21 protein-coding genes are annotated in these 23,978 nt (G+C 66.1%); 14 read left to right on the top strand and 7 right to left on the bottom strand.

The window, feature by feature from the left end; all coding sequences use genetic code 11:
- Window positions 1–15: 15 nt before the first annotated feature.
- Window positions 16–708: a GNAT family N-acetyltransferase gene (locus G6R19_RS16280; protein WP_163166846.1), complete on the bottom strand. Its 693-nt coding sequence runs from the start codon at window positions 706–708 to the stop codon at window positions 16–18.
- A 149-nt stretch (window positions 709–857) separates the two neighbouring features.
- Here G6R19_RS16280 and G6R19_RS16275 point away from each other — a divergent pair, with 149 nt between their 5' ends.
- Complete coding sequence (locus G6R19_RS16275; protein WP_163166844.1) at window positions 858–1,751, top strand: rhodanese-related sulfurtransferase; 894 nt, start codon at window positions 858–860, stop codon at window positions 1,749–1,751.
- A 53-nt stretch (window positions 1,752–1,804) separates the two neighbouring features.
- Here the strand turns inward: G6R19_RS16275 and G6R19_RS16270 are convergent, their stop codons facing one another.
- Complete coding sequence (locus G6R19_RS16270) at window positions 1,805–2,377, bottom strand: hypothetical protein (protein WP_163166842.1); 573 nt, start codon at window positions 2,375–2,377, stop codon at window positions 1,805–1,807.
- Between the two features lie 38 nt (window positions 2,378–2,415).
- Window positions 2,416–2,892, bottom strand: coding sequence for a hypothetical protein (locus G6R19_RS16265; RefSeq protein ID WP_163166840.1), 477 nt, complete (start codon window positions 2,890–2,892; stop codon window positions 2,416–2,418).
- 68 nt (window positions 2,893–2,960) lie between these two features.
- Between G6R19_RS16265 and G6R19_RS16260 the strand changes: the two genes are divergently transcribed.
- From G6R19_RS16260 to proC, 5 genes are all read left to right on the top strand, one after another.
- Window positions 2,961–4,622 (top strand): methyltransferase, encoded by a 1,662-nt coding sequence (locus tag G6R19_RS16260; RefSeq protein ID WP_163166838.1) that lies wholly within the window; start codon window positions 2,961–2,963, stop codon window positions 4,620–4,622.
- 124 nt (window positions 4,623–4,746) lie between these two features.
- The gene (topA, locus tag G6R19_RS16255; protein ID WP_163166836.1) at window positions 4,747–7,476 is read left to right on the top strand and encodes a type I DNA topoisomerase; all 2,730 of its coding nucleotides are present in this window, start codon (window positions 4,747–4,749) and stop codon (window positions 7,474–7,476) included.
- Window positions 7,477–7,523: 47 nt separating this feature from the next.
- Window positions 7,524–7,976, top strand: a complete 453-nt coding sequence (locus G6R19_RS16250) for an SseB family protein (RefSeq protein ID WP_163166834.1) — start codon at window positions 7,524–7,526, stop codon at window positions 7,974–7,976.
- 73 nt (window positions 7,977–8,049) lie between these two features.
- Window positions 8,050–9,036, top strand: a complete 987-nt coding sequence (locus G6R19_RS16245) for a Ppx/GppA family phosphatase (RefSeq protein WP_163166832.1) — start codon at window positions 8,050–8,052, stop codon at window positions 9,034–9,036.
- A 274-nt stretch (window positions 9,037–9,310) separates the two neighbouring features.
- Entirely contained in the window at window positions 9,311–10,144 is an 834-nt protein-coding gene (proC, locus tag G6R19_RS16240; RefSeq protein ID WP_163166830.1) for a pyrroline-5-carboxylate reductase, read from the top strand.
- A 61-nt stretch (window positions 10,145–10,205) separates the two neighbouring features.
- Here proC and G6R19_RS16235 read toward each other — a convergent pair whose 3' ends face one another.
- Window positions 10,206–10,844 (bottom strand): TrkA family potassium uptake protein, encoded by a 639-nt coding sequence (locus tag G6R19_RS16235; protein ID WP_172801511.1) that lies wholly within the window; start codon window positions 10,842–10,844, stop codon window positions 10,206–10,208.
- A gap of 40 nt (window positions 10,845–10,884) precedes the next feature.
- On the bottom strand, window positions 10,885–12,315 hold the full coding sequence (locus G6R19_RS16230; RefSeq protein ID WP_163166828.1) for a potassium transporter TrkG: 1,431 nt from the start codon (window positions 12,313–12,315) through the stop codon (window positions 10,885–10,887).
- A gap of 104 nt (window positions 12,316–12,419) precedes the next feature.
- Here G6R19_RS16230 and G6R19_RS16225 point away from each other — a divergent pair, with 104 nt between their 5' ends.
- Both G6R19_RS16225 and G6R19_RS16220 read left to right on the top strand, forming a co-directional pair.
- Window positions 12,420–13,631 (top strand): acetoin utilization protein AcuC, encoded by a 1,212-nt coding sequence (locus G6R19_RS16225; RefSeq protein ID WP_163166826.1) that lies wholly within the window; start codon window positions 12,420–12,422, stop codon window positions 13,629–13,631.
- A 77-nt stretch (window positions 13,632–13,708) separates the two neighbouring features.
- Complete coding sequence (locus G6R19_RS16220) at window positions 13,709–14,287, top strand: metalloregulator ArsR/SmtB family transcription factor (protein ID WP_163166824.1); 579 nt, start codon at window positions 13,709–13,711, stop codon at window positions 14,285–14,287.
- A 79-nt stretch (window positions 14,288–14,366) separates the two neighbouring features.
- Here the strand turns inward: G6R19_RS16220 and G6R19_RS16215 are convergent, their stop codons facing one another.
- Window positions 14,367–15,716: an alpha-hydroxy acid oxidase gene (locus G6R19_RS16215; protein WP_275898073.1), complete on the bottom strand. Its 1,350-nt coding sequence runs from the start codon at window positions 15,714–15,716 to the stop codon at window positions 14,367–14,369.
- 107 nt (window positions 15,717–15,823) lie between these two features.
- Here G6R19_RS16215 and G6R19_RS16210 point away from each other — a divergent pair, with 107 nt between their 5' ends.
- Window positions 15,824–16,525: an FCD domain-containing protein gene (locus G6R19_RS16210; RefSeq protein WP_163166822.1), complete on the top strand. Its 702-nt coding sequence runs from the start codon at window positions 15,824–15,826 to the stop codon at window positions 16,523–16,525.
- Window positions 16,526–16,619: 94 nt separating this feature from the next.
- On the opposite strand, the gene G6R19_RS16205 is transcribed toward G6R19_RS16210, so the two are convergent.
- The gene (locus tag G6R19_RS16205) at window positions 16,620–17,654 is read right to left on the bottom strand and encodes a LacI family DNA-binding transcriptional regulator (RefSeq protein WP_163166820.1); all 1,035 of its coding nucleotides are present in this window, start codon (window positions 17,652–17,654) and stop codon (window positions 16,620–16,622) included.
- A gap of 365 nt (window positions 17,655–18,019) precedes the next feature.
- On the opposite strand from G6R19_RS16205, the gene G6R19_RS16200 reads away from it, so the two are divergent.
- Genes G6R19_RS16200 through G6R19_RS16180 form a run of 5 tightly spaced genes read left to right on the top strand, consistent with a single transcriptional unit; the run spans window position 18,020 to window position 23,968 of the window.
- The gene (locus tag G6R19_RS16200) at window positions 18,020–19,471 is read left to right on the top strand and encodes a Gfo/Idh/MocA family oxidoreductase (RefSeq protein WP_163166818.1); all 1,452 of its coding nucleotides are present in this window, start codon (window positions 18,020–18,022) and stop codon (window positions 19,469–19,471) included.
- Between the two features lie 19 nt (window positions 19,472–19,490).
- Entirely contained in the window at window positions 19,491–20,456 is a 966-nt protein-coding gene (locus G6R19_RS16195) for an NAD(P)-dependent oxidoreductase (RefSeq protein ID WP_163166816.1), read from the top strand.
- Window positions 20,453–21,358 carry a 5-dehydro-4-deoxyglucarate dehydratase gene (locus G6R19_RS16190; protein WP_163166814.1) on the top strand — a complete coding sequence of 302 codons (906 nt, stop codon included), beginning with the start codon at window positions 20,453–20,455 and terminating at the stop codon, window positions 21,356–21,358. The genes G6R19_RS16195 and G6R19_RS16190 overlap by 4 nt, the downstream gene beginning before the upstream one ends.
- Entirely contained in the window at window positions 21,358–22,461 is a 1,104-nt protein-coding gene (locus G6R19_RS16185) for a mandelate racemase/muconate lactonizing enzyme family protein (protein ID WP_163166812.1), read from the top strand. Before G6R19_RS16190 ends, G6R19_RS16185 begins: the two co-directional genes overlap by 1 nt.
- A gap of 52 nt (window positions 22,462–22,513) precedes the next feature.
- Window positions 22,514–23,968: an aldehyde dehydrogenase (NADP(+)) gene (locus G6R19_RS16180; RefSeq protein WP_163166810.1), complete on the top strand. Its 1,455-nt coding sequence runs from the start codon at window positions 22,514–22,516 to the stop codon at window positions 23,966–23,968.
- Window positions 23,969–23,978 lie beyond the last annotated feature (10 nt).

Below are 23,978 nucleotides of genomic sequence, written 5' to 3'. Positions count from 1 at the left end.
AGTCCGGGACCCGGACTAGCTCAGGGACAGATCGGACCCGTCGTGGGATGCCGAAAGCATCAGTACGCGCGAGACAGTGGTCCAACCCAGGTGGGAATAGAGCTTCTGGCCGTCCAGGGATGCCAGCAGCAGGCCGCTTTGCACGTCATGTTCAAAAGCCTGCGCCGCCAGTGCCCGCATGATGAAACTGCCCAGTCCACGCCGTTGGAAGGCCGGTTCGGTGATGATCTTGTCGAACACCGCGGTATCGCCCACCACGTAGACGCGGCCGCTGGCAGCCAAAGCCTCCCCGGACCGGACAACCGCGTAGTGCACACCGTCCTGCGAGGAGGTTGTGAGCGCCAGGTCATCGTCGGAAAGCCAGGGATCCTCGGCGTCCTGGGTTTCCATATCCACGATCATCATGGCTTGGGAGTCGGAGGTGACGTTCAGCCCGTGCTGCCGGGCCAGGGCCGAGTAGCGGGCGAGGTCGTTGGTCAGGATCGTCAGGACCCTCGCCGGCACTTCCGCCGTCTTCGCAGCCAAAGCCGCAAACTCACCATCCGTGGGCTCGGACGCGAAAAACTCCCACTCCCCGCTGGTGTCAGCGCGGAATGCGGCGGGGAAGCGGCCTTCGGAGGATGTCCGGTACCCGCGACAACCTGCCCAGCCGGCCACCCATACTTCGAGAAGGCCAGTGATGTCGTTAACCATGGTTTCCGGGCTCATGGGATGAGACTATTCCAGCCCGGTCACAAGCAACAGGGGTAGCCGCGGCCGAAGCGCGGTGCTTATGCAATTGTGATGCGCCGCCATGATGGAGGGCTGCCGGGCCAGGCGGGCAGGCTGCCGGAATTCGAGCCGGTACCCTTAAATACGTGGCTTTGAACCGAATTGTGCTCTTTTACGGCTTTACCCCCATCGCAGATCCTGATGCGGTGCGGCTGTGGCAGCGTGCCCTGTGCGAGAAGCTGGGACTGACCGGCCGCATCCTCATTTCCAAGGACGGCATCAATGCCACGGTGGGCGGCGAAATTGGTGCAGTTAAGCAGTACGTCAAGACCACGCGCGAATACAAGGGATTCCACGGTATCGATGTCAAGTGGTCCGACGGCGGCGCCGAGGACTTCCCGCGGCTGAGCGTCAAGGTGCGCGATGAGATCGTCTCCTTCGGCGCGCCCGGTGAACTCAAGGTGGACGCCAACGGCGTGGTGGGCGGGGGTACCCACCTCAAGCCTGAAGAGCTGCACGAACTGGTTGACGCCAAGAAGCAGGGCGGCGAGGAGGTTGTTTTCTTCGACGGCCGGAACGCCTTCGAGGCCCAGATCGGCCGGTTCAAGGACGCCATCGTCCCCGACGTTGCCACCACCCACGACTTCATCAAGGAGCTCGAATCCGGCAAGTACGACTCCCTGAAGGACAAGCCGGTGGTCACCTACTGCACCGGCGGCATCCGGTGTGAGGTGCTCTCCAGCCTGATGGTTAACCGCGGCTTCAAAGAGGTGTACCAGTTGGACGGGGGCATCGTCCGGTACGGCGAAACGTTCAAGGACCAGGGGCTGTGGGAAGGTTCGCTGTACGTGTTCGACAAGCGCATGCACCTCGAGTTCAGCGAGGATGCCAAAACCATCGGGCAATGCACCCGCTGCGCCGCCCCCACCAGCAAGTTCGAAAACTGCTCCAACCCCAGCTGCCGCACCCTCACCCTGTACTGCGGCGAGTGCGCATCCAGCCCGGAAACCCTCCGTTGCCCTGAAGGCTGCGCGGCCTGATGACGGCGGCTGTGCAGCCTACGCCCCGCCGGCCTAAAGCCCGCCGGAGGGCGTCACAGCCGCCGCACGCGATAGGCGTAGTTGGCAGAAGTCCGGGCCTCCACCGTGATAGTCAAGGCAGTTTCGGCCGAGAGATAGATGACGTTTTCACGGGTTACCCCGCACCGCAGCCCCAGCTCCACCAAGGTGAGTGAATCGCTTCGGACCGTAAAAGTCACGCGCCGCTGGCTTCGGCATGTGAGGGCCACCGCGTAGGTGCCCGTCCCCATGACGGCAGTGGTTTCGGTCCGCACCTCGCCCAGGGCCAGCAGTCCGGCCGCGGCGTGGACCACCGGGTGGCCGGTGTCGGGAAGGGTCCGGGCCACCCACGCTTCAAGCTCGGCCTCACTGACGGGCTCGCGCTGCAACGGATCCCTGGTGAATATCGGCGCAGGGGCCACAGTCTCCGCAGGCTCGGCAGTATCGCCCCAGTTCCGGCCGTCGTCGTACGTGTATTCACAGCCGCTGAGCGCCGGCCCTGCCGCCAGCACAAGGCCGAGGACGACGGCGGCCACTGGGTTCCGCGTCAGCGGCGCCCGGGCTGTCCGCCCCGGGGAAGGCGCGGAGGTGGTCCGCACACTGGGCATAGTCCGACTTTAAGCCCGCGCGCCGCTGCGGGCCATACCTATTCGGCGGGCGTCAATTGATAGGCGTAGATCAGGGGTGCGTCCACGCTGGAGGTGCTGATTTCGAGGGTCCCGGGCCGTGGCAGCGTGATCCTGGTGATCTCCCTGCTGCCATTGCACGCCGCTCCGGCGTCCACCACAGCCTCCCCGTCCAATGACACGGCAAAGAAGGCCTTGCCCCCGCCCTCGCACGTCGCCGTCAGGGTGTAGCGGCCGGCAGGGATGTCACGCGCCTCCTGGACGATGCGGTCCCGGTTGAGGATCTTGCCGGCGTCTTCGATCAGGGTGCCGGGGGCTGTTGGCAGTGCAGTGGCGCGCCACCCGGGAACGTCCGCATTTTCGATCGAGACCACGGGCGAACACCCCGCCAGGGCCGCAGCCGCCGCACCTGCCAGTGCCAAGGCAGAAAGGCGGCGGCGCCCTGGCTTGACAGGCTGTTTCCGGGCGCGCAAAAGGATGGGAGGCGGTGTCGGCATACCTCAACGCTACCCCGTCCGGGATCCGTCCCGGTTTCCGGTGGCCATGGCCGGACTAAACTTGGGCGGTGCCTAAATCCCTATACGAGTTCACCGCCGGCAACATCCCCGACGCTCCCCGCAGCGACCTCCCGGAGCTCCTCACGGCACTTGCCGCGGACCTGCGCCAGGTGGATTACACGCTCGACGGCGTCGCCGGGCTTTTGGGCGAATCGGCCTACACCGCGCTGAACCGTGACCAGATCATCCCCGCACTGCTGGTTGCCGAGCGCGCGGAGCGGCGGGACAAGGGCGCGAAGGCGCTCGCCGCCGTCGTCCGCTTATGGCTGCTCGCCGAGCCGCAGCCCAGCGAATCGCTCGACGCCGCCCTGCCGGGCATCCGTGCCGCGGGCCTGCAGGAGCTGGGGCTGGTGGAGCCCGTTCCCGGCGGCTCCCTCCTGGCGGCGAAAGCCGATCTGCGGCCGTACGGCTGGGATGCAAATGAGGACGGCAGCGGCGGCGCGGAACTGTGGGTGGCCAGCGACCTCGCGGCGCATCAGCAGGAGGGGGTCCTCCGGCACGACCACGTCCTGGGCATCGGCCAGGCCTCCACCACCCTGGTGCAGACAACGTTCCGGCGGCACACCAAGCGTGCGCTGGACCTGGGGACGGGGTGCGGCATCCAGGCATTCCACCTGCTGCACCACTGCGAGCACGTGACGGCCACGGACATTTCGGAACGGGCCCTGGCCTTTACACGGTTCAACATCCTGCTTAACGCTGAGGCACTGTCGGTGGACCCGGCTCGGCTGGAGGACCGGGTGAGCCTTCGCCTTGGCTCGCTCCTGGAGCCCGTTGCCGGCGAGGATTTCGGCCTGGTGGTCTCCAACCCGCCCTTCGTTATCACTCCGCGGAGTGCGGGGGAGGAGACGTCCGGGCAGTTCACGTACCGCGACGGCGGGCTCCCGGGCGATGAAATCGTGGCGGCCCTCGTGGCCGGGCTGCCGGCCGTGCTTGCTCCCGGCGGCACGGCACAAATGCTCGGAAACTGGGAGGTGCCGGCCGGTGCTGCCTGGCACGAGCGCCCCCAGGGCTGGGTGCCCGACGGCGTGGATGCCTGGTTCATCCAGCGGGAGATGGTGGGCCCGGAGGAGTACGCCGAAACCTGGCTGCGCGACGCGTCCGAGGGCCGTGACCGGCAGCACTACCGTGACGCCTACGCGGCCTACCTTGCAGACTTCGAATCCCGGAACGTGGCGGGAATCGGTTTCGGAATGGTGCTGCTGCGCCGGCCCGTTTCGCCCGGGCAGGCTGCCTTCAACCGGTTCGAGGAAATCACCTACCCCATCGAACAGCCCATCGGCCCCCACCTCGGCGCCGCCCTGGAACGCCAGGACTGGCTGGCAGCGAACAACATCAGCGAAGCGCACCTGCTGGTGGCCGACGACGTCACCGAGGAACGCCACCAGCGGCCCGGCGCCGAACACCCCGGGGTGATCCTGCTCCGCCAAGGTGCGGGCCTGCGCCGGACCAACCTCCTCAGCACCGAACTCGCCGGGTTTATTTCCGCCTGCGACGGCGACCTGTCCGCCGGCCAGATTGCCGGTGCCCTGGAGGCCCTGCTGGGCGGCGGTGGGGATGTCCAGGGAACCGGGGAGGAAGGGTTCGACGCCGGCTCGTTCCGGAGCGGTTTGCTCACCGATGTGGCCAACCTGGTCCGGGACGGCTTCCTGATCCCGGCCGCGGACTGAGGCGCGGAAACCCCTCCGCAGAACCCCCGTCTTTTCCACATGGATGCGCACAATTCTTCAAAATATGGTGAACTAGGCCAGTATGGGCGCATCTGCCCGAGCAACCTTTTTCTGTAGGAGCACCGTGCCAAGCAAGGCCAAAACCGGCAAGAAACTCGTGATTGTGGAGTCTCCGGCCAAGAGCAAGACCATCGCCAAATACCTTGGCGAGGGCTTCATCGTAGAGGCCTCCATTGGTCACATCCGCGACCTGCCGCAGCCGTCGGAACTCCCTGCCGAACTGAAGAAAACCTCGGTAGGCAAGTTCGCCGTCGACATTGACCACGACTTCAAGCCCTACTATGTGGTGTCCGCGGACAAAAAGAAAAAGGTGACCGAGCTCAAGGCTGCGCTCAAGGACGCCGACGAACTTTATCTCGCAACCGATGGGGACCGCGAGGGCGAGGCCATCGCGTGGCACCTGCTGGAAGTGCTCAAGCCCAAGGTCCCGGTGTACCGGATGACCTTCGGGGAAATCACCAAGGAAGCCATCCAGCGCGCCATGGGCAACCTGCGCGATGTTGATTCGGCCCTGGTGGACGCCCAGGAAACCCGCCGTGTCCTGGACCGCCTCTACGGCTACGAAATTTCCCCGGTGCTGTGGCGCAAGGTGGCCCGTGGCCTGTCCGCAGGCCGCGTGCAGTCCGTGGTTACCCGCATGGTGGTTGACTGCGAACGCGAACGCATGGCCTTCAAGGCCGCCTCCTACTGGGACCTCTCCGGGCAGTTCGGCGCCGACGCCGGTTCCTTTAAGGCCAAGCTCGCCGCCGTGGACGGTGCCAAGGTGGCCAGTGGCCGGGACTTCAACGACGACGGCGTACTGACCTCAAAGAACGTTGCCCACCTCAACGAGGAGCTGGCCACCTCCCTGTCGGCGGGGCTGCAGGACGCATCGTTCACCGTCCGGTCCGTGGACACCAAGCCGTACACCCGCCGTCCGGCTGCGCCCTTCACCACCTCCACACTGCAACAGGAAGCGGGCCGCAAGCTTCGCTTCTCCTCCAAAAGCACCATGCAGGTGGCCCAGCGGCTGTACGAAAACGGCTACATCACCTATATGCGTACGGACTCCTCCGCGCTAAGCGACGAAGCCGTGACCGCTGCCCGGCGCCAGGCCTCCGAGCTGTACGGCCCCGAGTACATCCCGCAGTCACCTCGCGTGTACACCGGCAAGGCAGCCAACGCGCAGGAGGCACACGAAGCCATCCGTCCTGCCGGTGACTCCTTCCGCACTCCCGCGCAGGTGGCGAAGCAGCTCTCGGGCGACGAATTCCGGCTTTACGAGCTGATCTGGAAGCGGACCGTCGCCTCCCAGATGGGCGACGCCAAGGGGTCGACGGCGACCATCCGCCTGGGTGCCGTTGCCTCCGACGGGCGGGACGCTGAGTTCTCCGCGTCCGGTACCGTCATCACTTTCCCCGGCTTCCTGGCAGCCTACGAGGAAGGCAAGGACGAGACCCGCGGCGACGACGACTCCGACGAAGCCCGCCGCCTTCCCAATGTGGCCAAGGGGGACGCCCTCGCTGCTTCCGAGATCATCGCCGTGGGCCACGAGACTTCACCCCCGCCGCGTTACACGGAAGCGTCGTTGACGGCGGAACTGGAGAAGAAGGGCATTGGCCGGCCGTCCACATACGCGTCCACCATCTCCACCATCCAGGACCGCGGCTACGTCCGGAAACAAGGCTCTGCCCTGGTTCCGAGCTGGATCGCCTTCTCCGTGATCCGCCTGCTGGAGCAGCACTTCAGCGACTACGTTGACTACGAGTTCACGGCGGACATGGAAGGCGACCTGGACAAGATCGCCAATGGCCAGGCCGTAGGCGCTTCCTGGCTTAAGCACTTCTACTTCGGCGAAGACTCCGATCCGGGCCTGCTCAGCATCGTCAACAACCTGGGCGAGATCGACGCGCGGGAAATCAACTCCATTCCCATCACGGACGAGATCACGCTCCGAGTCGGCAAATTTGGCCCGTACCTGGAAAGTTCCGCCGCCACCGTTGACCCGAAGACCGGGGAGATCGTGGAGTCCGCGCGTGCCAACGTGCCGGAGGACCTCGCGCCGGACGAATTAACGGCCGCCAAGGCCATTGAGCTGATGGAGACCGCCGCACCGGAAGAACGCGTCCTGGGCGCGGATCCGCACACCGGGCACACCATCGTTGCCAAGAACGGCCGCTACGGCGCCTATGTCACCGAAATCATCCCCGAGATGACCGAGGAACAAATCGCCAACCAGCCGGTGGAGTACTACAAGAACGGCAAGCCGAAGCCGCCCAAGAAGCCGGTGAAGGCCAAGCCGCGCACAGGTTCGCTCTTCAAGTCGATGACTGTGGAGTCGGTGACCCTCGACGAGGCGTTGCAGCTGATGAGCCTGCCCCGCGTGCTCGGTGAAGACGCCGAGGGCAACCTCATCACCGTGCAGAACGGCCGGTTCGGTCCGTACCTGAAGAAGGGCACTGACTCCCGGTCGATTGGCTCCGAGGAGGAGATCTTCACCATCACGCTGGAACAGGCGCTGGAGATTTACTCCCAGCCCAAGCAGCGCGGTGCCCGTGCCGCCGTGCCGCCGCTCGCGGAGTTCGGGCCGGATCCGGTGTCGGAGAAGAACATTGTGGTGAAGGAAGGCCGCTTCGGCCCCTACATCACCGACGGCATCACCAACATCACCGTTCCGCGGGCCACCTCGTTGGAGGAACTTACGCGGGAACAGGCTGTTGAGCTCCTCGCCGAGAAGCGCGCCAAGGGACCGGTGAAGCGTACCGCTACAGCCCGCAAGGCTCCGGCCAAGAAGAAGGCCACGGCGAAGAAGTAATCGGAAGACCGTTTGCGCGGGCCACTACAACGTGGTCGAGTAGGTATATGACTGAACAGCCCGCGCACACGGATCTCCAGCCGCTCAACGACCTCGAGGAGAAGCTCGCCAAGGGCGGACAGCCTGATGCCAGCCCCGTGGACGTCATCCTGTCCTTCCTGAACAGCGAAGTCTACATCGTCAGCTCGGACGGCATCGAGGGCGAGGATTCCCAGGTGGAGCCCCTCGTTTTGGCCAATGCCGATGGCGACCCCGTCCTGGCTGTCTTCTCGCACCCGAGCCGTGTTGACCAGCAGTACCTGGAAGCGGCTCCCAACGTGCTGGGCACCCAGGGTGCCGCCATTATCGCCAACATCGGGGACGAGCTGGGCATGGTCATCAACCCCGGCGCGGCCTATGGTTTCGAGATCAACCCCGAGGGCGTTGCCAACATCAAGCGCGACTTCAAGCGTGCCGATGAGCTTTCCGACGGCGCCCCGGCCGATCCGGCCGGGAACTGACTTTCTCCCCGTGCCCGGTTTGATGTGACGTGCCAGTTGGATCAGAAGGACCGGGCCGGGCAATAATGGCAGCATGCGGCTAGGCGTCCTCGATATCGGGTCCAACACTGTCCACCTCCTCCTGGTGGATGCCCACCCCGGTGCGCGGCCAGTGCCCTTTGCATCGCACAAACGGCCGCTGTCCCTGGTCCAGTACCTGGAGCCGGACGGCAGCATCAGCGATGCCGGCCAGCACGAACTCACCGAATTCGTGCTGGAAGCGTGGGAGTTCGCCGCCCGGCACAACGCCGAGGACCTCCTTGCTTTTTGTACCTCCGCCATCCGCGAAGCCACCAACGGCCCCGAGGTGCTGGCCCGCGTCAAGCACGAAACCACCGTCACGTTGCAGGAGCTCACCGGAAGCGAAGAAGCGTCCATGACCTTCTTCGCGGTCCGGCGCTGGCACGGCTGGGGCGCCGGACCCATCCTGAACCTGGACATCGGCGGCGGCTCCTTTGAGATGGCCTTCGGCCAGGACGAACTGCCGGAGGTCGCCACCTCGGTGCCGCTGGGAGCCAGCAGGCTCACCCGGGACTGGCTGGCCGAGGACCCGCCCTCGGCCAAGAGCGTGAAGGAACTGCGGCGCTATATCCGTGCCACGCTCAAGCCGGCGGTGCGTGAGTTCGACGGGCTGGGCCGGGCCAATGTCGTCGCCGGAACCTCCAAGACCTTCCGGTCCCTCGCCCGGATCGCCGGTGCCGCTCCCAGCGCGGCGGGCCCCTACGTCAAGCGAGAGCTGCGCGGTTCGGACCTGGGGGTCTGGGCGCACCGCATCTCAGCGATGAAAGCCGAGGACCGGCTCCACTTGCCGGCCGTTTCCGAGGCGCGGGCACACCAGCTGCTTGCCGGGGCGCTCGTCGCCGAGACGGCTTTGGAGCTCTTCAAGTTCAAGAAAATCACGATCTGTCCGTGGGCGCTCCGTGAGGGCCTGATCCTCCGCCGCCTCGACCAGTTGGTGTTCTCCGGTCCGTTGGAGCCCGCCGCGCATGTAGTGGCGGCAGCCGTGGAGGCATCCGTCTAGGACAAGCGGTTAAATGCGGAAGCACCGGGACCGGCAACAGGAAAATGGGGGAAAACCTGTTGCCAGCCACCGGTGCCTTGGCAGGCATCCCCATGCCTGCCGCATCACTCGCACCCTCAATGAGGTAGTACCTACTTTAGGGAAGCCACTTGTGAGGAAGCTGCGCTCAACATGTGAGCCACCTGTGAACCCATAACCGCGAGTTCCCGCTCTGTTAACTTTCTGCCGGCAATTGATTTCTGCGCCGGCAGGACCAAGCTGCAATGATGGAGCCATGAGCAACCGAATCGCATTCCTTGGCTGTGGGTCCATGAACGAAGCCATCCTCGGCGGCCTGCTGGAGGCCGGCACGGACCCGGCCGACATCGTGGCCACGGTACGGCGCGCGGAGCGTGCCGCGGAACTCGCCGAGCGCTATCACGGCATCACCGCGATCGCCGGTGAAGAAGAGCCGGATAACAACAAGCAGGCAACCAAGGGGTCCGGCGTCGTGGTCCTGGGAGTAAAGCCTGTTGGCATTACCGACCTCGCGCGCGAGATCAGCGGTTCTTTGGCGCGCGACACCGTGGTGGTAAGTGTGGCCGCCGCTGTATCCATCGCCCAGCTTGAAGCCGCCCTGCCCGCCGGCCAGCCGGTGATCCGCAGCATGCCCAACACGCCTGCCAAGCTGGGACGCGGTGTCGTATCAGTTTCTCCGGGCACCAACTGCACCCCGGAACAGCTGCAGAAGGTCAAGGACATCCTGCAGGGCGCCGGGACCGTTGTCGAGGTGCCGGAAGGACAGGTGGACGCCTTGTCGGCCATCAGCGGCTCCGGCCCGGCTTACGCCTTTTATCTGGCCGAGGCCATGGCTGCCGCAGGGGAGGAGCTGGGCCTGGACGCCGAACTGTCCCTGCTCCTGGCCCGCGAAACCGTGGCGGGCGCCGGATTTATGCTCGCCGAGCCCGGCGCCAGTCCCGCGGCGTTGCGCAAAGCGGTGACCAGTCCCAACGGCACCACAGAGCGGGCCATCGCAACCTTCGACGAGCGGGGTATTCCGTCCATCATCGCCGCCGGAGCGCGCGCAGCAGCGGACAGGGCAGCGGAGATCACCAAACAGCTGGGCTGATGTGGGCCCACGGCCGCAGGGTTCCCTGGCCGAGCGTGCGAGGTTAGGGTGCGGCTGGGGATTACGGCCGGGCCGCGAAGCGTTCCAGCAGGTCCACGTGCCCGGACACGATCAGCATGTCGCGGGAGGACACCTTGGTTTCCGGCCGCGCGTAGGTGAAGTCCTCCCCGGGTGACTTGACGCCCACAATCGTCACGCCGTACTTGGACCGGACCTTGGACTCGTCGAGGGTGAACCCGACTGTTTCGCGCGGCGGATACATCTTCACGATGGCGAAGTCGTCGTCGAACTCGATGAAGTCCAGCATGCGCCCGGACACGAGGTGGGCAGCCCGGACCCCGGCGTCGGCCTCAGGGTAAATCACGTGGTTGGCGCCGATGCGGGTGAGGATCTTGCCGTGCGAGGGCGTAATGGCCTTCACCCACAGATGCTCAATGCCAAGATCCACCAGGTTCACGGTGATCAGCACTGAGGATTCGATGGACGTGCCAACGCCCACGACGGCGGAGCTGAACTCCTGCGCGCCCAGCTGGCGGAGCGCGTCGATGTTGGTGGCGTCGGCCTCGACAACGTGCGTCAGGAGTGGCGCCCACTTCTGCACCAGGGTCCGGTCCCGTTCGATCGCGAGCACTTCCCGGCCTTGCTTGACCAACTGCTCGGCGGTGGAGGAACCGAAGCGGCCCAGCCCGATGACCAGCACCGGGGCGTTGTGTGCGGGCCGCCGGGGGGCGTCTGGGGAACTAGCCAATGATGGGCCTCTCTTCGGGGTAGTGGTACAGCTGACTGCGCTGGCGCAGGGCCAGGGCGGCGGCGAGGGTCACGGTACCCACGCGGCCGGCGAACATCAGGGCGCTGAGAACGTACACGCCCGACGGCGGCAGCTCGGCACTGAGGTTGGTGCTCAGCCCGACCGTGGCAAAAGCCGAGATCGTTTCGAACAGCACCCGGTCCAGCGAAGCACCGCTGATGTGGAGCAGGAGGAAGGCGGACACGGACACCAGGGTGGCGCCGGCGACGATCACCGAGATAGCCACCCTCATGCTGCCCTGGGGAATGGTCCTGCCGTAGACCTTGACGTCGGCGTCGCCCCGCGCCTCGGCGATGATCGCCAGGAACATCACGGCGATGGTTGTCACTTTGATGCCGCCCGCGGTTGAAGCTGACCCGCCGCCGGCGAACATCAGCGCGTCGGTCAGGAGCATGGTGGTGGACTCCATCTGGTTCTGGTCCACAAGGTTGAATCCGCCGGACCGCGTCATGACGGAGGCGAAAAGGGCATGCGTGATCTTGTCACCGAAATCCATCCCCCCGATCGTCCGGGAGTTGTCCCACTCCATCAACCCCCACAGGAACGTGCCGGCCACCAGCAGGATCAAGGAGACCTGGATGGTGAGCTTGGTGTGCAGGTTCCACTTTTTCCAGTTCAGCCCGTTTTGCTGCAGGACCATCACCACGGGAAATCCGAGGCTGCCCAGGAAGACACCCAGCATCAGGGGGATGAGGATCCAGAGGTCCGTCTCGTAGGGCACGATGCCGTCAGAGTGCGGGGTGAAGCCGGCGTTGTTGAAGGAGGAGATGGAATAGAAGATGCCGTGCCAGACAGACTGCCAGAAGGGCTCACCCAGGGTCAGGAACCGCGGAATGAGGGCCAACGCGAGGATTCCTTCGATGACCACCGAGGTGGTGATGACGATCCGCAGCAGGGTGCCAACCTCGCCCAGCCGGCCGGCATTGTTCATCGATTCCGCCGCGATAATCTTTCCGCGGACACCCAGGCGTTTGCTGACCATCAGCGCCAGCAGTGACGCCAGCGTCAGGGTGCCAAGGCCTCCGATGAAGACGCCAATCAGGATGACCAGTTGGCCGAAGAAGGACCAGTGCACCGCCGTGGAAACCACTGTCAGGCCGGTGACGCAGACCGCGGAGACGGCCGTGAACAAAGCCTGGTGGGGAGGCGTGACAGTACCGGTGGCGGAGGAGATGGGCAGGGACAGCAGGAATGTGAACACCAGGCATACGGCGGCGAACGCACTCAGCGCAAGCCGGGCCGGCGAGGTGTTGGCTATTTCGTCAATGAAGTCGCGGAGCCGCGTCAGAACCCAGAGGCCCTCCCGCTCCTGCGCGGGGTGCCAGCTGGCCGGGTTCCGGGGCCTCGACTGGCTTTGCGTCATGTGTGGCTTGTCCTCGGTCGAATCTGCTTCCCTCAGTAGTAAACCACTTATGCCGGCGTAATGGCCGGGCCGGTAGGGGCACGGGCTCGGGTAGCCTGTGATTGATGACATATCTGCCCGGTCTCAGCAAGCCCGCGCCGCCAACGACGGTGGTGTGGGGCGCCGACATGACCGCATACAATTTCGGTCCGGGCCACCCCATGGCGCCCGAACGGATGGACCTCACGGCACGCCTGGCCCGAAGCCTGGGACTCTTCGAGCTCGGCCACGTTTCAGTGGCAGAGCCCGGCGTCGCCACCGACGCTGAGCTGGAATCAGTCCACTCGGCTGAATTCGTGGCTGCCGTCCGCAGGGTCAGTGCGGATCCATATGCGGCTGACGAAGCCCGCGGCCTGGGGACCGAAGACGATCCTGCGTTCGCCGGTATGCATGAAGCCGCCGCGCGGCTGGCCGGCGGATCCCTGCTGGCCGCTTCCAGGATCCTGGAGGGATCGGCCCTGCACGCGGTGAACTTCGGCGGCGGCATGCACCATGCCGCACGTGAGAAGGCGAGCGGGTTCTGTATCTACAACGATGCCGCGCTGGCCGTGCAGAAGCTGCTCGACGGCGGCATCCGCAAGGTGGCGTACATCGACGTCGACGCCCACCACGGGGACGGGACGGAGAGCATCTTCTGGGACGATCCCCGTGTGCTCACCGTATCCTTGCACGAAAGCGGGCTCACCCTGTTCCCCGGCACCGGGTTCGCCAATGAAATCGGTGGGCCGAAGGCCGAGGGAAGCGCGGTCAACATCGCGCTGCCTTCGGGGACGGGCGACGCAGGCTGGTTGCGGGCGTTCCACGCGGTGGTGCCGCAACTGGTGGCAGCCTTCCAGCCGGACGTGATCGTGAGCCAGCACGGCTGTGACTCGCACCGGACGGATCCGCTGACGCACCTCAACCTCAGCGTTGACGGGCAGCGGGAGGCGGCCACCGCCGTCGGGAATCTCGCCGCCCGCTATTGCGACAACCGCTGGATTGCAACCGGCGGCGGCGGGTACAACGTCCTGCACGTGGTTCCGCGGTCCTGGAGCCACCTGATTGCCATCGCCGCGGGGAGGCCCGTGCCGCTGCGGACTGCCGTCCCGGAGGACTGGCGGATTTATGTCGAGGACAAATTCGGGGCGGCAGCGCCCGGACTGATGGGCGACGACGTCGAGCTCTGGTGGCGGTCCTGGGAAGTGGGGTTCGACCCCAATGACGCCGTGGACCGCACAGTGATGGCCACCCGCAAGGCTGTATTTCCCCTGCATGGGCTGGACCCGTGGTTCGACTAGGCGACGTGTCCTCCTTCTGCCCGTGGCCGGCGAAATAGTTGATGCCTTTCGGGGCATATGTCGCTAGGGTTGGAGGCATGGTGACAGACGACGTATTTGCCGTCATTGCGGAATCGACCCGGCGGGACATCCTGACCTCCCTTCGTTCCGGAGACAAGGCCGTGGGGGAGCTCGTGGAGGAACTGGCAGCGAGCCAGCCCACCATTTCCAAGCACCTGAAAGTCCTGCGGGAAGCCCAGCTGGTGAGCATGCGCGCGCAGGGCCAGAAGCGCTATTACGCGCTGAACCGCAAGCCGCTGGAAGGGATCGCTAGTTGGCTTGAGACCTTCGACGTCGGCGCTGCGGCTCCCGCCCAGGAGTCTCCGGCAGCGTCCGCGTCCATCCCGGACGCCGGTTCTGCGGCGCCTGCTGCTCCGGCCAGCCGCGGCGATGTCACAGCCGGTGCGGTGGCGGCAGAAGCTGTTTCGGCTGGCGTGCTGGCGCCCGACGGCGCTGACCTGAGTCCCGCCGTCGTCATCCCTGGCGGAACCACCGCCCCGCTCAGCGACGACAGCGTGCCCCAGCAGATCGGCCGGACAGTGGGCCGCGCGGCCACCAAGGCGGCTGACCTGCTCGCGAACCTGCCCAACCTGCCCAAGTTCGGCCGCAAGAAGTAGGTCTTCAGCCCAAGTAGGTAGCGCAAAGTGTCGTTTTGAACCCTCAAAACGACACTTGGCGCTACTTAGTTGGGGGGACCTACTTGTTCAGCAGGCGCACGTGCTCCGGGGTCAGCTCGGACAGCTTGCTGACGCCCAGCAAAGCCATGGTGCGGGCCATGTCCTTTTCGAGGATCTGAAGGGTGCGGTCAACGCCTGCCCGGCCACCCGCCATGAGGCCATAGAGGTAGGCCCGGCCGATCAGGGTGAAGTCCGCGCCGAGCGCAAGGGCAGCCACGATGTCCGCGCCGCTCATGATGCCGGTGTCCAGCATGATCGCAGCGTCAGTGTTGTCCGCGGTAAACGCCTGCTTGACCTCGGGGAGCAGGTGGAACGGGATGGGTGCGCGGTCCAGCTGGCGGCCGCCGTGGTTGGAGAGGACCACACCGTCTGCGCCGTGGTCTACTACCCGGCGGGCGTCCTCGACCGTCTGGATGCCCTTGACCACCAGCTTGCCCTTCCATGTTTCGCGCAGCCAGTCCAGGTCCTCGAAGGTGAGGGTGGGGTCGAACATGGAGTTGATCAGGTCCGCCACGGTACCCGTGTAGCGGGACAGCGAGGCGAACGTGAGCGGCTCGTGGGTGAGGAAGTTGAACCACCAGGCAGGGCGGTAGGAAGCGTCCAGGACAGTCTTGATGGTGAGCGCCGGCGGGATGGTCATGCCGTTGCGGACGTCACGGAGGCGGGCGCCGGCCACTGCGGTGTCCACCGTGACCATCAGGGTGTCGTTCCCTGCCTTGGCGGCACGCTCGATGAGCTCCAGGGAGCGGTCGCGGTCCGTCCACAGGTACAGCTGGAACCAGTTGCGGCCGTTCGGAGCGGCGGCTGCCACATCCTCGATGGAGGCGGTGCCCATGGTGGAGAGCGTGTAGGGGATTCCGGCGGCTTCGGCGGCCTGGGAACCGGCGTACTCACCTTCGGACTGCATCATCCGGGTGAAGCCGGTAGGGGCGATGCCCACCGGGAGGCGGGAAGGCTTGCCCAGGATGTCGGTGCTCAGGTCGATGGTGGACACGTTCCGGAGGATGCCGGGACGGAATTCGATGTCCAGGAAGGCCTGCCGGGCGCGGCGGAGGGTGATCTCCTCCTCGGCAGCGCCGTCCGTGTAATCAAACGGCGCCTGCGGGGTGCGGCGCTTGGCGATGTCGCGCAGTTCCCAGACGGTGCTGGCGCGCTTGAGCCGGGCTTCCTTGCTGAACTCGGGCTTCTTGAACTGCATCAGGGGGGCCAAGTCGGAGTACTTGGGGATGCGGCGCCTCAGGGCTGCCGGGACGGCGGGCGCCTTTCCCGCAGGAGCCGCGGCTGCTGCGGGCGCGGACGTTACCGGAACATCCGTAGCGTCCGGCGCGGGCGTGGTCTCCGGGTTGTTGGGCTGGATGGTGTGGGTCATGGCGTCCTCCGTTGGGCCGGTGACAGGTCTGCCGTTCGCGCAGATAGTCCTGTGGTCTAGCCACACTGTAGGGCATGTGGTCCAACCACATCAACTACTATTGCCCCATGAAGACCCATCAGCTTGTCCTGTCCTGGATTGAGAACGAGCTATCCGAGGGACGGCTGGCAGTAGGCGGCCGCCTCCCGGCTGAGCGATCGCTGGCCGAGCAGCTCCAGGTCTCGCGGACCTCCGTCCGGGAGGCCATCCGGATTCTCGAGGCGATGGGAGTTGTGCGCGCGGGAGTGGGGTCCGGCCCCGAGGCAGGGACAGTGGTCATTTCGGATCCGACGGCGGCCCTCGGCTCGGCCTTGCGGCTGCACGTTGCCACCCAGCACCTTCCCGTTGCCGACATTGTGGAGACGCGCGTGCTCCTGGAGTCGTGGGCAGTGTCCCATGCCAAACCTGATTCACCGGAGCTGGCCGGCGCTTCCCGGCTCCTGGAGAAGATGGATGCCGAAGTGATGGAAGTGGATGAGTTCCTTGCCCTGGACGTTCGTTTCCACCTGGCCCTGGCGGATGCGGCGGGGAACGCAGTGGTCAGCGCGATGATGGGATCGCTGCGGGAATCCATCACCGGCTATGCGTCCCGGCTCACTGCCAACCTGCCGAATTGGGATGCCACGGCAGCCCGTCTGCGCATCGAACACCACGACATTCTCGCCGCCGTTCACAATAACGACGGCGAGCGGGCGGCCAAGCTGGTGGCTGCCCACATCGAGGGCTACTACCGCGAGGCCGGAGTGGGCCCGGGCGAGCAGTCGGAATAGTGCCGGGTGCAGCCGGAGTTTTTGGCCAGATATGCAGCGTTAGACCGCGTCAAAGTCTGCATATCTGGACAAAAACTCCACTGACGGGAAGGGGTTAGCCGTGCACCGTTGAGCGGGGAGCCTTGGCCGGGCCGCTGCTGGCCCGGACCTGGAGGCGCGGCTGGTACCGGCTGCCGGGTGCGTCGTTGTCTTCCTTGCGGATCAGTGCGCGGAGCTGGTGCCACGCCTGCTCGCCCAGCTCGGTGATCGGGACGGCGGCGGTGGTGAGTGCAGGCGTGGTGTACCGGGCGAAGGGGATGTCATCGAAACCCGTCACCGAGATGTCGCCCGGAACGTCGAGGCCGCGTTCGTGGAGCCCGCTCATGAGGCCCATGGCCACCAGGTCATTGAACGCAAGAATTCCGGTGGCGCCGCTTTCCAGTACCGCGTCCACGGCTTCATGCCCGGTGTCGAAGTCCGAGCCGCCTTCCAGCATCCGGACATCCACGTGGGGGTGGGCGGCCTTGAATGCTTCCAGGCCCTGGAGCCGCATGCCGTTGGACGCGCTTCGCGGCGGGCCGGCCAGGAATGCCAGGCGGGTGTGGCCAAGGTCCACCAGGTGCTCCGCGAGGTCCTGCACCCCCTGGCCGTAGTCCACCACCAGGCTTGGTACATCCGCCGCTGCGGTAGTGCGGTTGATCAGCACCAGCGGCCGGAGCGACGGCGCAATCTCTTCCAGCTCAGCGTCGCTCATGCGCGGAGCGCACAGGACCAGGCCGTCACAGCGCCGGCGGGCTTCGCCGGCGAGAATGGTTTCTTCACTGGAAACCTCAAACGAGTCGGCGATCAGGACGCGGTACCCGTCCTGGGCAGCCGCACGGCTCAGGCCACGCAGGATTGCCTGGAACGTGGGGTTAGCCAGGTCCGGCACCACGATGCCGATCGTGTCGGTCTTGCCCAGGGCCAGGCTGCGGCCCACCGGGTTGGGTTGGTACTTCAACTCCGCGGCAGCGGCCCGGACGCGGGAGGCGATGTCCGGGTCCACCGTGAAGTTGCCGTTCATTACGCGGGACACCGTCGCATGGGACACCCCAGCCTTGACCGCAACATCCGCGATCCCGATCCTGCCGGTTGCCGATCTCCTGACCATGGTGGTCCCTTCCTAAGCGCGGCGGGGCCGTGCCCTGAGCCGTGTTGCTGCCCGCCGGCAGGTTTCTGCCGGGTTGTCCGCGGTGTATTGAGTCAAAGCATATACCGGCCTGGGAAAGCGATTTCTACTGTTTTCCCAAGTTTTCCCACAACTTTCGGGCTGCTGTGAGCGAGTTCATCAGCGAAAGCACTAGAAAACGCTTTCTCCCAATGCTGATAATGGTTGACGGATGCACGTTCCGGTTGGTACAAATCTAATAGCGACCTGAGAAAACGCTTTCTTAGGCAGGTGCAGCAGTGCACCGATTGTCGAACGTCAGAGGCCGCCCGCTGCGGCCGGGTATTAGCTTTCGAAAGGGACCCCTCATGGTCAACACAGCCGAGTCGAGTACTGCTGCAGAGGCGGCAACAACTGCCCCGGACACCGCCGCCGCCGTCGGTGCTGCAGGACGGAGCGGCAAAGCCCGCATTGCTTTGATCGGCACCGGCGGCCGCTCCGAAATGTATATCCGCGCCATCTTCGGCAAGCACGCAGACACCGCCGAACTGGTGGCGTTCTCGGACGTCAACCCGGGCCGCGTGGAGTTCTACCAGAAGCTCATCCAGGAACTCGGCGCACCGGGTCCTGTAGCGTCCTTCGATCCTGCCGACCTCACCGCCTTCATCCAGGACAACAACATCGACCGTGTGGTGGTGACCACACCGGACTACACCCACGCCAACTACATTGTTGAGGCACTGCGCGCAGGGGCCGACGTCGTCGTCGAAAAGCCGCTCACCATTGACGCCGACGGCTGCCGCCGCATCACCCGGGCTGTCCACGAGACCGGCCGCAACGTCGTGGTCACGTTCAACTACCGCTACTCGCCGCGCAACAGCGCCCTGAAGGAGATCATCCAGAGCGGCGTGATCGGCAAGGTCACGTCCATCGACTTCAGCTGGGTCCTGGACACCGTGCACGGCGCGGACTACTTCCGCCGCTGGCACCGCGAAAAGAAGAACTCCGGCGGCCTGCTGATCCACAAGGCCTCCCACCACTTCGACCTCGTCAACTGGTGGATCGACGACGTTCCCGAGCGGGTCTTCGCCTCCGGCGGGCTCAAATTCTACGGCGACAAGAATGCCGCCGAGCGCGGCCTCGGTCCGCGCCCCGAGCGCGGAACGCCGGACGCGGATGCTGCTGTCCAAGCCAACGCGGAGAAGGATCCGTTCACCCTCGACCTGCGGGAAGATGAGCGGCTCAAGGCACTCTTCCTGGACAACGAGCACTACGACGGCTACCGCCGCGACCAGGACGTCTTTACCGGCGGCATCACCATCGAGGACAACCTCGCACTGGTGGTGGAGTACCAGGGCGGCCCGCGCCTGAGCTACTCGCTGAACGCCCACAGCCCCTGGGAGGGCTACCGGGTAGCGGTGAACGGCACGGAAGGCCGTGCCGAGTTGGAGGTCGTTGAACGCGCCGCCGTTACCAGCAGCACGGACAAAAAGACAGTAGTGGACCCGAGCGCCACCCCCATCGAAGAGGATGACGCCATCCGCCGCAACGGCGAACGCCTGGTGGTCCAGCGCCACTGGGAAGCCGCCTACGAGGTGCCGATCGTCAACGGCGAAGGCGGCCACGGCGGCGGTGACGAACTGCTCCTCTCGGACCTCTTCAACGGACCGGGCGAGGATCCGCTGGGACGCCCCTCGGGCTACCTGGACGGGCTGCGTTCCGTCTCTGTCGGCATCGCCGGCAACCGCTCCCTCGAGTCCTCCCTGCCCGTACGCATCGAGGACCTGGACCTCGGCGTCGACCTCCGCCGCGGCAACTGACGCGCGGGCGGGAACAACCATGAGCAGAATATTTGTCACCGGCGGCTCCGGCCGCCTGGGCCGCAGCGTTGTGGCCGGGCTTGCCGGCAAGGGCCATCAGGTCATCTCGGTGGACCGCGACGCCGTCCCCGCTGACCAGCTGCCCGCCGGCGTCGTGCAGGAAACTGCCGACCTCCTGGCCCCGGGGGAGGCGCTGCGCCTCCTCCGGGAAAGCACGCCCGACGCCGTCATCCACCTTGCGGCGATAGCGGTACCGTTCAGCGCGCCTGAGGACGTCATCTTCGCCACGAACACCCGGCTCGCCTTTGCCGTGATCAGTGCGGCGACGGAGGTCGGCGTGGAGAAGATCGTCACCGCCAGCAGCCCCACCGTACTGGGCTACGGTTCGCCCGCAGGCTGGTTGCCGCCGTCGTTCCCGCTGGACGAGCGGACCCCGCCGCGCCCATGGAACGCGTACGCGCTGTCCAAACTCATCGCAGAGCAGACAATGCAGACTTTCGCTGCCGCCCAGGGGGAGAAGATCCGCTATGCGGCGTTCCGCCCGTGTTTTGTTATCTCGCCGGAGGAATGGGAAGGCGCACCGACGCAGCAGGGCCACACGCTCGCCGAACGGCTGGCCGATCCCGCCCTGTCGGCGCCCGCACTGTTCAACTACGTGGATGCCCGGGACGTGGCGGACTTCCTGGACCTGCTGCTGGAGAAGATGCCGTCCATCCCCAACGGGGAAACCTTCTTCGTGGGAGCCGCGGATGCCCTGGCCACCGCGCCGCTGGCGGAACTGATGCCCAGGTTCCTGCCCGGAAGCGAGGCCCTCAGCGCAGGACTTACCGGCACCAGCCCGGCCTTCTCCATCGCCAAGGCACAGGAACTCCTGGGCTGGCACCCCACGCGCAGCTGGCGCACTGAACTGAAGTCCCACCCCACCCTCAACGACGAGAACTCTGCGCTGGTTACCGCCGGCAGCGGAGCCAAGGAGACACCATGAAATTCGACGGCGTACTGTTCTTCCCCGTCACCCCGTTTACTGCCGAAGGCGCCGTTGACGTAGAGCTGCTCAAGGAACACATCAGCTCCCGCCTCCCGTTCGGGCCCGGCGGCGTCTTCCCCGCCTGCGGCACCGGCGAATTCCACGCCCTCAGCATCGACGAGGTCCGTACCGTAGTGACGGCCGCCGTCGAGGTTGTCGCAGGAAAGGTGCCGGTAGTAGCCGGCGCCGGCGGTCCGCTGGGTCACGCCATTGCAGCCGCCCGCGCTGCGGAAGAAGCCGGCGCGGACGCACTGCTGGTGCTGCCGCCGTACCTGGTCACCGGCCCCACTGACGGGCTCGTGGCGTACATCGAGGCTGTGGCCAACGCCAGCAGCCTCCCGGTGATCGTCTACCACCGCGGCAACGCCAAGTTCACCGCCGCGTCCATGGCACAGCTGGCGGCCAACCCCAAGGTGGTCGGCTTCAAGGACGGACTGGGCGACGTGGGCCTGGCCCAGGAAATCGTGTCCGCAGTCCGTGCCACCGGACGGGAGGACTTTGCGTTCTTCAACGGCCTGCTGACCGCCGAACTGACCCAGGGCGCCTACCGCGGCCTTGGCATCCCGCTCTACTCCTCGGCCGCCTTCGCGATGGCCCCGGAGATCGCCAAGGCCTACTACGACGCATACATGGCCGGCGACGAGGACCGCCGCAACGCCCTGCTGGAAGGCTTTTACGCACCGCTGGTCCGGCTCCGCGACCAGACCCCGGGCTTCGGCGTCTCGCTGATCAAGGCGGGCCTGCGCCTGGGCGGACTGCCCGTCGGCTCCGTGCGCCCGCCGCTGGTTGACCCCACCGAGGAGCAGCTGGTGCAGCTGAAGGCCATCCTCGCCAAGGGCTACGAGCTGGCCGGCCGCTGATGAGTGCCCCCGCAACTGTTGCCGTCCGCACGGAGCCATGCATCACGGGCCTGACCACCCGCCTCATCACCGTTCCGCTGCGCCGCAGCTGGGGTGTTGAGGCGCCGGAAAACCACGTGATCACCACGGAGATCCACACGGACGACGGCGGAGCGGGGCACGGTTTCTCCTGGACGCCCACCATTGGTCCGCAGGCGGTTAAGGCCCTGCTGGATTACGACATCGCCCCGTTCATCACCGGGCTGCCTGCCAACCCGGAGGTTGTGTGGGACGCGGTATGGAAACGGCTGCACGAAGCCGGCGGCGGGGGACTGACCACCATCGCCATGGCGGGGGTGGACCTGGCCCTGTGGGACCTGCGGGCCTCCGGTGCCAACACCTCCGTCACCGGGCTCCTGGGGCAGCGCCAGGAGTCCGCGGAGGTGTACGGCTCGGGAGTGAACCTGCACTACAGCCTCGAAGAGCTCGTAGCCCAGACTGAGCGGTGGGTTGCCGCCGGTCACCAGGCAGTGAAGATCAAGGTGGGCAAGCCGGACATCCGTGAGGACGCCGAACGGGTGGCCGCGGTCCGCGCCGTCCTGGGGCCGGACCGGAAGCTGATGATCGACGCCAACCAGCGCTGGGACCTGCCCACCACGCTCAAAGCCCTGGACGTCCTGTCCGGGTTTGGCCTTCAATGGCTCGAGGAGCCCATCCGCGCGGACGACCTCTGGGCCTACCGCAGGCTCCGGAAGCACTCGCCCGTGCCGATCGCCCTCGGTGAAAACCTGCACACCATCTACCGCTTCCGCGATTTCATCGAAGCGGAAGCAGTGGACATCATCCAGCCCAACATCATCCGGGTGGGTGGCATCACACCGTTCCGGCGCATTGTTGAGCTTGCACGGACCAACAGCATCAAGGTGATGCCGCACCTGCTGCCGGAGCTGTCCGGCCAGTTGGCGCTCACGCTCGCGGAGCCCACATTGGTGGAGGACGTGGAGGAGGCATCCTTTGAGCAGCTGGGGATCCTGGCCGGTCCTTCGCCGGTCCGGTTCAGCAACAGCCGGCTGACACTCGCGGACCGGCCCGGACTCGGCTTCCGCTTCCACGACGCAGGCTAAAGCAGATCAACGCAGACTCGATGAATCCAGACACGAAGAACAGGTACCTCAAGTGACAACTGCAACCCTTTCCCTGTCCGAGCTCACGGCCGCCGCCACCGAAGCAGCCAAAATCTCCGCAGCAGCCTCCGACGCGGAACGTGCCGCCTGGCTCACGGCCGTGGCCGATGCGCTCGACGCCAACGCCAGGGAACTCGTGGAGATCGCGGATTCCGAGACGAGCCTTGGCGCAACCCGCCTCACGGGCGAAGTGGCCCGGACAACCGGGCAGCTGCGCCTGTTCGCCCGCGTGATCACCGAGGGTTCCTACCTCGAAGCCGTGATCGACCATGCCGACCCGAACTCCACGCCGCCCAAGCCTGACCTCCGCCGTATCCTGCGGCCGATCGGCCCGGTTGCGGTGTTCTCCGCGTCCAACTTCCCGTTCGCCTTTTCGGTAGCCGGCGGAGATACCGCGTCCGCCCTTGCCGTGGGGTGCTCCGTCATCGTCAAAGCCCACTCGGGCCACCTTCGGCTCTCGGAGCGGACAGCCGAAATTATGGCCGACGCACTCTCTGCGGCAGGAGCGCCGGAAGGACTCTTTGCCCTGGTGGCCGGCCGCGAGGTGGGAACGGCGCTGGTCCAGGATCCCGCCATCAAAGCAGTCGGCTTCACCGGCTCCATCCCCGGTGGCCGCGCCCTCTTCGACCTGGCCACGTCCCGCCCTGAGCCCATCCCCTTCTACGGCGAACTCGGCAGCCTCAACCCCGTCGTCGTTACCGAGCGGGCCCTGGCGGAGCGCTCCGCCCAGCTTGCCGAGGGTCTGGCCGGATCCTTCACCCTTGGCGCCGGCCAGTTCTGCACCAAGCCCGGGCTGGTCTTCATTCCGGCGGGAACGGACTTCGCCGCGAAAGTGGCGGAGGCCAGCAAGGACAAGCCGGCGCTCGGCATGCTGACCACCCGGATCGCCGAGGCGTACCCGGACGGGCTGCGCAGCTTCGCTTCCGTGGAAGGCGTTGATGTGGTGAGCGGAAGCGTGGACCAGGATGCGGTGTCCGATGGGGCCGCCCCGGTGGTCTTCTCCACCTCCGCGGCGAAGGCGCTTGAGCGCCCCGAGGAACTGCTGGAGGAGTGCTTCGGCCCCACCACCATGCTGATCGAATACACGGACCAGGAGGAGCTGTCCGGGGTCCTGGCCAAGGTTCCGGGCAGCCTGACCGCCACGGTGCACGCCCAGCCCGGCGAGGACATTTCCGGGCTCGTGGAACAGCTGTCCAACCTGGCGGGCCGCGTCCTCTTCGACGGCTGGCCCACGGGCGTGGCCGTCAACTGGGCACAGCAGCACGGCGGGCCCTACCCGGCCACCACCTCGCTCTTCACCTCGGTGGGTGCGACGGCGGTCCGCAGGTTCCAGCGTCCGGTGGCCTACCAGGATGCCCCCGAAACGGTCCTGCACCCGGCACTGCGCGAAAGCAACCCGCTGGGCATCCCGCGCCGGGTGGACGGGGAACTGGTACTTCCCCAGTAACGCTCTCTCA

Origin of the sequence: Arthrobacter sp. Alg241-R88, assembly GCF_900537115.1 — a bacterium.
Lineage (GTDB): Bacteria > Actinomycetota > Actinomycetes > Actinomycetales > Micrococcaceae > Arthrobacter.
The sequence above is the reverse complement of the archived record's forward strand: the minus strand, read 5'-3'. Positions and strand labels throughout refer to the sequence as shown.

What these genes read in the sequence shown, in the direction of transcription:
- G6R19_RS16225 (WP_163166826.1), top strand. Translation starts at nt 12,420, where the DNA reads ATGACATATCTGCCCGGTCTCAGCAAGCCCGCGCCGCCAACGACGGTG.
- G6R19_RS16185 (WP_163166812.1), top strand. Translation starts at nt 21,358, where the DNA reads ATGAGTGCCCCCGCAACTGTTGCCGTCCGCACGGAGCCATGCATCACG.
- G6R19_RS16190 (WP_163166814.1), top strand. Translation starts at nt 20,453, where the DNA reads ATGAAATTCGACGGCGTACTGTTCTTCCCCGTCACCCCGTTTACTGCC.
- G6R19_RS16195 (WP_163166816.1), top strand. Translation starts at nt 19,491, where the DNA reads ATGAGCAGAATATTTGTCACCGGCGGCTCCGGCCGCCTGGGCCGCAGC.
- G6R19_RS16205 (WP_163166820.1), bottom strand. Translation starts at nt 17,654, where the DNA reads ATGGTCAGGAGATCGGCAACCGGCAGGATCGGGATCGCGGATGTTGCG.
- G6R19_RS16210 (WP_163166822.1), top strand. Translation starts at nt 15,824, where the DNA reads ATGAAGACCCATCAGCTTGTCCTGTCCTGGATTGAGAACGAGCTATCC.
- G6R19_RS16230 (WP_163166828.1), bottom strand. Translation starts at nt 12,315, where the DNA reads ATGACGCAAAGCCAGTCGAGGCCCCGGAACCCGGCCAGCTGGCACCCC.
- G6R19_RS16220 (WP_163166824.1), top strand. Translation starts at nt 13,709, where the DNA reads ATGGTGACAGACGACGTATTTGCCGTCATTGCGGAATCGACCCGGCGG.
- G6R19_RS16270 (WP_163166842.1), bottom strand. Translation starts at nt 2,377, where the DNA reads ATGCCCAGTGTGCGGACCACCTCCGCGCCTTCCCCGGGGCGGACAGCC.
- G6R19_RS16265 (WP_163166840.1), bottom strand. Translation starts at nt 2,892, where the DNA reads ATGCCGACACCGCCTCCCATCCTTTTGCGCGCCCGGAAACAGCCTGTC.
- G6R19_RS16245 (WP_163166832.1), top strand. Translation starts at nt 8,050, where the DNA reads ATGCGGCTAGGCGTCCTCGATATCGGGTCCAACACTGTCCACCTCCTC.
- G6R19_RS16215 (WP_275898073.1), bottom strand. Translation starts at nt 15,716, where the DNA reads ATGACCCACACCATCCAGCCCAACAACCCGGAGACCACGCCCGCGCCG.
- G6R19_RS16200 (WP_163166818.1), top strand. Translation starts at nt 18,020, where the DNA reads ATGGTCAACACAGCCGAGTCGAGTACTGCTGCAGAGGCGGCAACAACT.
- G6R19_RS16250 (WP_163166834.1), top strand. Translation starts at nt 7,524, where the DNA reads ATGACTGAACAGCCCGCGCACACGGATCTCCAGCCGCTCAACGACCTC.
- proC (WP_163166830.1), top strand. Translation starts at nt 9,311, where the DNA reads ATGAGCAACCGAATCGCATTCCTTGGCTGTGGGTCCATGAACGAAGCC.
- G6R19_RS16280 (WP_163166846.1), bottom strand. Translation starts at nt 708, where the DNA reads ATGAGCCCGGAAACCATGGTTAACGACATCACTGGCCTTCTCGAAGTA.